Genomic DNA, 6,340 nt, shown 5'->3' with positions numbered 1-6,340 from the left:
TAGCAGGGCTTTTGTCGTTTTAGAGTCTGTCATTTTCCCTTCCAAGAAAGGCCATTCTCGGTGGTCTGCTGTCCCAATAGCTTCGCCATTTACACTGATTTGAAAGCTTAGTTAGTCATTTAAGGTGCTCATCAATCTACAATGCATTCTTCTTCTCTACTATTTTGCTAATATAGATACGGGACTCGCTTTCCCTAATTTTCAATCGTTTCGAGTAGTAGAAGGTTAAGCATGCGAATTCGATAGTGTGTTAACCACCTTTGTCTGTTTTTTCGAGAGTGAGCCTAGTTTCAATCCTTTAATAAGTATTTTTTAGCCGTTCTAAGATGCTTAAAACTAATAAAATACTCGCTCTGTATTTATGTTTAAAAAGTGTGTGGGGGCTTTCAGGGTGAGATATGTCTTTTGAAAAATGGAAATCACTTGATCTGCCGTGTACAAAAAAAGCCCAACATAAGTTGGGCTTTCGAAAGACAAATAAACGGAAGATATTTAAAGGATACGCTTTAAAACACCGTCAGCTTTTAAGCGAGTGATTTTTCTCACGAGTTTTTGCACAGCAAGCGGGTAATCTTCGACTTTTTCCAACTGTTTGTAAGTGCAGATTAGCTGCGTATGTTCAAGGATTCGGGCTACTTCATCTTCAAACTTATGAGTAAGGTTTGCGTAGTCATCTTGAATCAATAAACCATTTTCAAGATCGAGAGACCAAGCACGCGGATTTAAGTTGTTACCTGTAAGCAGCATGTATCGTTTATCAACCCAGATACCTTTTAGGTGGAAGCTGTTGTTTTCATGCTTCCATAAGTGCACTGAAAGCTTACGAGCTGCAATGTTCGCCTCATTTGCTTTGGCAAAGCGGCGCAGATTTACCTCGTAAAGGTAAGGAAGACCACCAATGGTTTTGAAATCTTCTTCTGGAGAGATATAGAAATCGTTCGCGGTTTTATCTCCTACCACGATCGTTACTTTTACTCCACGTTTCATCGCACGTTTTACTTCCCGGTGAATTGATTTAGGGAAGTTAAAATATGGCGTACAGATGAAAATTTCGTTTTTTGCTGCTGCTAGTAGCTTGACGATTTGCTGGTTTAGTAAGTTTCGACGCTTACCAAGACCAACAAGTGGTGTGAGCTTTACTTTATCTTCTGCCGCTGACTCATGGGCAAATTGATAGTTGGCTTGAGCAAGAGAAGAGCGAAGTTGGCGAATTGCCGATTTAATTTCTTTGGTTTCTGGCTTATCTCGATCGGCCAAGTCGTTTACTGCAGGGTGAGCAATCATTTCATTTTGAACGAAGTTCACCATCGTATCTGCAAGGGACTTGTGCTTAATAACATGGTAGCGATCAAATCGATAGCGACCATGGTACTGTAAATAAACGTTATTAAGGCTAGCGCCACTGTAAATCACGGTATCGTCGACGACGAAGCCTTTTAAATGAAGTACACCAAATACTTCTCGGCCGCGAACGGGGATACCATAAACAGGGATGGCATGTTGGTATTGGTCAGCAAACGCTTTATAAAGCGCTGAGTTGCCTTCTGATGTTTCTGCACCAATAAGGCCGCGTTGTGCTCGGTGCCAGTCAACACAGATATTAATGTCTAATCCTGGATTACGCTGCTTTGCTTCGTAAAGTGCAGTGAGTATTTCACGCCCAGCTTCATCATCTTCCAGATATAGAGCGACTAGGTAGATTCGTGACGTTGCTTTGCTGATCGCATCTAAAAGACGAGTTCGAAATGTTTCTGCAGAGTACAGAACATCAAAGTCTTCAGGATTGATTGCGAGACTAGGCAACTGCTCGAATGGATTCCTATTTACTATCATATCGGTGTGAGTACCTTATTTTAGTGCAATATTGCGAACCTGATATTTTACCAAAGATATGATTTCCCTGGCTACTAAAGCGCACGCTTTGAAACCTTTGAAGGGATAAATTGCATTGGAATGAGATCTTTGCCGCTATCAACATAACGTTGAAAGGCCATCTTTAAGGAGTTCGGCAGCTCATGACTGTCAATGGTTTCGAAACCATGTTGAGCATAATATTTTTCTAAGTAGCTAAAAGCGAAGCAATAATCACCATCTTCGAAAACTTTGTTCTCGCAATTCTCTAGCAGAGTGCGGCCAACGCTCGTGCCTCTAACTTCTGGGATGACGAGCATGCCTGTTAATAAGCGATATTGCTCTACGGTTTTTAATCTTAGTAGTGCGACGATCACACCCCCACGACTGGCTGTGATGATGAGTTCATCTTTTTTGGCTCGCCCGGAGGGGTAATGGGCTTTATAGAGCTTTTTGATCAAAGGGAGTTTGATCGGATTTAACACTTCTATGATTAATGAGTTAGGTATTGTCACTGCGGTTAAAAGTTAACTGGGGTAGAATGTGCCCAGTTTAAGAGAATCTTATCTGGCGTTGCAAATCACTATGCAAATTAAAGAACACGCAAGCCTCAAGGCTTTTCACACTTTTGGTATCGAGCAGACTTGCTCCTACTTAGCCATTGTTGACTCGATAGATGATGTAATCAGCCTCTATCAAAATCCTGCTTTTCAAAGTCTGCCGAAGTTGTTTTTGGGTAAAGGCAGCAATGTTCTATTTACTGAACATTTTGATGGTCTCGTCATTGTTAACCGCCTTTTGGGGAAATCGGTTTCAGAAACCCATGAAGATTATCTTCTGCATGTTCAAGGTGGGGAGGATTGGCCGAGTTTGGTGGCTTGGTGTGTTGCCCAAGGTATGGGCGGGATCGAAAACTTAGCTTTGATTCCCGGTTGTGCTGGGTCAGCTCCGATCCAAAACATCGGCGCATACGGGGTTGAACTAAAAGATCTTTGTAGCTACGTCGATGTATTGGATTTGGCGACTTTAAACACGAGGCGGATGAGTGCGGAAGACTGCGAATTTGGGTACCGAGATTCAGTTTTCAAGCATGATCTATATGAAAAATGCTTTGTCACAGCCATTGGCTTGAAGCTGCCGAAGCGATGGACGCCGAAGAATCAATATGGGCCGTTACAAAACATCCCTGAAAACGAATTAAGTCCAAATGCAATATTTGAACGTGTGTGCCAAGTTCGTATGGAGAAACTGCCAGACCCAGCTAAAGTCGGTAACGCAGGGAGTTTCTTTAAAAACCCTGTGATCAGCCAAGATCATTATGATCAACTCATTCGAAAGCATAGCGACATGGTGGCTTACCCTGCAAACGAGGGAATGAAAGTGGCAGCCGGTTGGCTGATTGACCAGTGTGGTTTGAAAGGTATTTCAGTCAACGGTGCTCAGGTGAACCCTTTACAAGCGTTGGTATTAACAAATGTCGACAACTGCAGTGCTGATGACGTGGTTGCACTTGCTTCTCTGGTGAAAAGGGCGGTGTGGGATAAGTACCAAATTGAACTCGAACACGAAGTGCGCTTTATGAATCGTCAAGGTGAAACTAATCTCGCTAAGATTGAGGCGGCTCAATGAGAAAAGAACACTCAGTGAAGCTACATATCCTTAAAACACTCAGCGATGGCGGTTTTCATTCAGGTGAAATGCTTGGACAACAACTGGGCATTTCTAGAGCGGCAATTGCAAAGCACATTAAAGGGTTGAATGATTGGGGAGTGGATATTTATCGTATCCAAGGACGAGGCTATCAACTGGCTCATCCTCTTCAATTACTCGATGAAACTCGTCTGAAAAATGCCATTAGCACTCCGGTAGAACTGATTTCCGTGATCGATTCAACGAATCAATATTTGTTAGAGAAAGTCAGTGAATCCGATAAAGGGCGAGTTTGTATCGCTGAATATCAGGCGCAGGGGCGCGGTCGTCGCGGACGTCAATGGATATCGCCATTTGGCACCAATCTGTATTTGTCTATGTACTGGCGTTTAGATGCGGGTATGGCGGCAGCGATGGGACTGAGTTTGGTCGTGGGTATTGCAGCAGTCGAAGCGTTGGAAAGTATCGGTATCCAAGGTGTTAAGCTTAAGTGGCCAAACGACATCTACTATCAAGATAAAAAATTAGCCGGTATTTTAGTGGAGATGTCTGGTCAAGCAGGAGGCGCAGCTCACTTAGTGATTGGAATGGGATTAAATATTGGCATGCCTGATGTGCAGCCCGGTATTGATCAACCTTGGACAACACTCAACCAAATTTCCAATGAAGTTAGTATCGATAGAACTCAATTGGCGATACGTCTTATCGATCATTGGAAAGCCGCGTTAGAAGAATATGAACTGACTGGACTGGGTGGTTTTGTTGAACGTTGGAATCGTTTGGACAACTTTATCTGCCGACCGGTTAAGCTTCTTATGGGACCGAGAGAAATACACGGAGTGGTACAAGGTATCGACCAACAGGGTGGGGTGGTGCTCAAAACTGAAAATGGTTTGGAAACCTACATTGGCGGAGAAATTTCGTTGAGAAAAGGGGACTGAGCCCCTTTACTTTCTTAGCGATACTTTGTCGACAAGGTGGTTAGCACCTTTGTGGAGGATCAAATGGGCTCTTTCTCTGGTTGGAAGAATGTTCAATTCCAGATTGAGTCCATTAATATTGCGCCAAATTTCTTTCGCTTTACTTTTCGCTTCATCGACCGACAGTTGCGTATAGTGGCTGAAGTAGGAGCCTGGTTTAGTAAAAGCTCCGCGGCGAAACTTCAAAAATCTCTCGACATACCACTGCTCTATCGTTTCACTTTCCGCATCAACATAAATTGAGAAATCAAGAAAATCAGATACAAATACTCGATGTGGATCATGTGGGTAGTCCATACCGCTTTGTAATACGTTTAAGCCTTCAATAATCAGCACGTCAGGTCGGTCGACTTTTTTTAGCTCATCAGTAATGTCGTATGTGATGTGTGAGTAAACAGGTACTTCAAGATTTGGTTTACCCGCCTTTACATCAGAAACAAATTCTACCAAGCGTTTGATGTCGTAAGATTCGGGAAAACCCTTGCGATGCATGATACCGCGCTCTTCCAAAACCTTTTTGGGATACAGAAAGCCATCCGTTGTAACTAAGGCGACTTTGGGATGATTTTCCCAACGAGAAAGCAGTGCTTTAAGAATGCGTGCTGTTGTACTTTTTCCAACAGCCACACTACCCGCAATGCCAATAACAAATGGCGGAGCGTGTTCCTCGGTATTTAGAAACTGCTGAAGAACAGAGTTGCGACTTTGGCGAGCCTGTACATATAAATTGAGTAGACGAGACAAAGGAAGGTAGATCTCTACCGCTTCCTCCATAGTGAGGTTTTCATTTATGCCTTGAAGCGCCTTTAGATCGTCTTCAGAGAGTGTCATCGGAACAGAATTACGCAGTTCTGCCCACTCGGCACGGTCAAATGACAAAAATGGACTCATGGGTCTCTTTTATCCTTGGTTTAGTAGAGAGCAAGAACATACAACAAGCACCGTGCAAAGCAAACGACAAAGCACGAAAGTTTGCTTTAAAAAGCGAGGTTTGTATGATTTTGCAGCAATTGAAACTAAAAAAACGATTTTTACGACTTTTTTTTAAATAGCTATTGCAACCTAGAAAATCATTCAATAGAATGCGCACCACTTATGCCGACTTAGCTCAGTAGGTAGAGCAACTGACTTGTAATCAGTAGGTCACCAGTTCGATTCCGGTAGTCGGCACCATTCTTTCCTTTAGTAGTTAGAATGGCTTAAAAATTTGGAGGGGTTCCCGAGTGGCCAAAGGGAGCAGACTGTAAATCTGCCGGCACTGCCTTCGATGGTTCGAATCCGTCCCCCTCCACCATATTCTTTAGGAAATAGCTCTCAGAGTTACGTGTTGCGGGCATCGTATAATGGCTATTACCTCAGCCTTCCAAGCTGATGATGCGGGTTCGATTCCCGCTGCCCGCTCCACTCTAATTTGAGTGCTGATATAGCTCAGGTGGTAGAGCGCATCCTTGGTAAGGATGAGGTCGGCAGTTCGAGTCTGCCTATCAGCACCAGCTCTCAAAGTTATCTCCTTTTGATATTAGATTTACCAATAATCTTTATTTGGTTGCGTGGTCAATTTGGGCCACCAAAAATCCGTACCTAGAGGGACCACTCATGTCTAAAGAAAAATTTGAACGTACGAAACCGCACGTTAACGTTGGTACTATCGGCCACGTTGACCACGGTAAAACAACTCTAACTGCAGCTATCTGTACTACTCTAGCTAAAGTTTACGGCGGTGAAGCGAAAGACTTTGCATCTATCGATAACGCTCCAGAAGAGCGTGAGCGCGGTATCACAATCGCTACTTCACACGTTGAGTACGACACTCCATCACGTCACTACGCACACGTTGACTGTCCAGGACACGCTGACTA

6 protein-coding genes and 4 tRNA genes are annotated in these 6,340 nt (G+C 43.5%); 7 read left to right on the top strand and 3 right to left on the bottom strand.

What is annotated here, in order from left to right; all coding sequences use genetic code 11:
* Positions 1 to 492: 492 nt before the first annotated feature.
* On the bottom strand, positions 493 to 1,833 hold the full coding sequence (gene pssA, locus ACF8OV_RS13675) for a CDP-diacylglycerol--serine O-phosphatidyltransferase (protein WP_015297461.1): 1,341 nt from the start codon (positions 1,831 to 1,833) through the stop codon (positions 493 to 495).
* 74 nt (positions 1,834 to 1,907) lie between these two features.
* Complete coding sequence (locus ACF8OV_RS13670) at positions 1,908 to 2,336, bottom strand: GNAT family N-acetyltransferase (RefSeq protein ID WP_025542398.1); 429 nt, start codon at positions 2,334 to 2,336, stop codon at positions 1,908 to 1,910.
* 100 nt (positions 2,337 to 2,436) lie between these two features.
* Here ACF8OV_RS13670 and murB point away from each other — a divergent pair, with 100 nt between their 5' ends.
* A complete protein-coding gene (gene murB / locus ACF8OV_RS13665) occupies positions 2,437 to 3,480 on the top strand; it encodes a UDP-N-acetylmuramate dehydrogenase (protein WP_017449610.1) in 1,044 nt (347 codons plus the stop codon).
* Positions 3,477 to 4,442 carry a bifunctional biotin--[acetyl-CoA-carboxylase] ligase/biotin operon repressor BirA gene (gene birA, locus ACF8OV_RS13660; protein WP_203505319.1) on the top strand — a complete coding sequence of 322 codons (966 nt, stop codon included), beginning with the start codon at positions 3,477 to 3,479 and terminating at the stop codon, positions 4,440 to 4,442. The genes murB and birA overlap by 4 nt, the downstream gene beginning before the upstream one ends.
* A gap of 6 nt (positions 4,443 to 4,448) precedes the next feature.
* On the opposite strand, the gene coaA is transcribed toward birA, so the two are convergent.
* A complete protein-coding gene (gene coaA / locus ACF8OV_RS13655) occupies positions 4,449 to 5,372 on the bottom strand; it encodes a type I pantothenate kinase (protein WP_015297458.1) in 924 nt (307 codons plus the stop codon).
* Positions 5,373 to 5,578: 206 nt separating this feature from the next.
* On the opposite strand from coaA, the gene ACF8OV_RS13650 reads away from it, so the two are divergent.
* The 5 genes from ACF8OV_RS13650 to ACF8OV_RS13630 all read left to right on the top strand — a co-directional run.
* Positions 5,579 to 5,654, top strand: a tRNA-Thr gene (locus tag ACF8OV_RS13650).
* Positions 5,655 to 5,690: 36 nt separating this feature from the next.
* A tRNA-Tyr gene (locus ACF8OV_RS13645) sits at positions 5,691 to 5,775 on the top strand.
* Positions 5,776 to 5,810: 35 nt separating this feature from the next.
* Positions 5,811 to 5,885 (top strand) — tRNA-Gly (locus ACF8OV_RS13640).
* A gap of 13 nt (positions 5,886 to 5,898) precedes the next feature.
* Positions 5,899 to 5,974, top strand: a tRNA-Thr gene (locus ACF8OV_RS13635).
* A gap of 103 nt (positions 5,975 to 6,077) precedes the next feature.
* Positions 6,078 to 6,340, top strand: a 263-nt coding sequence (locus ACF8OV_RS13630) for a GTP-binding protein (RefSeq protein ID WP_245398261.1), incomplete at its 3' end; no start/stop codon positions are given.

Source organism: Vibrio sp. GLN_1, assembly GCF_043106015.1.
GTDB lineage: Bacteria > Pseudomonadota > Gammaproteobacteria > Enterobacterales > Vibrionaceae > Vibrio > Vibrio parahaemolyticus.
This window is presented reverse-complemented; position numbering and strand designations above follow the sequence as displayed.

Bases quoted from the DNA above. Each gene is read 5' to 3' on its own strand.
- pssA (WP_015297461.1), bottom strand. From the start codon at position 1,833: ATGATAGTAAATAGGAATCCATTCGAGCAGTTGCCTAGTCTCGCAATC.
- coaA (WP_015297458.1), bottom strand. From the start codon at position 5,372: ATGAGTCCATTTTTGTCATTTGACCGTGCCGAGTGGGCAGAACTGCGT.
- birA (WP_203505319.1), top strand. From the start codon at position 3,477: ATGAGAAAAGAACACTCAGTGAAGCTACATATCCTTAAAACACTCAGC.
- murB (WP_017449610.1), top strand. From the start codon at position 2,437: ATGCAAATTAAAGAACACGCAAGCCTCAAGGCTTTTCACACTTTTGGT.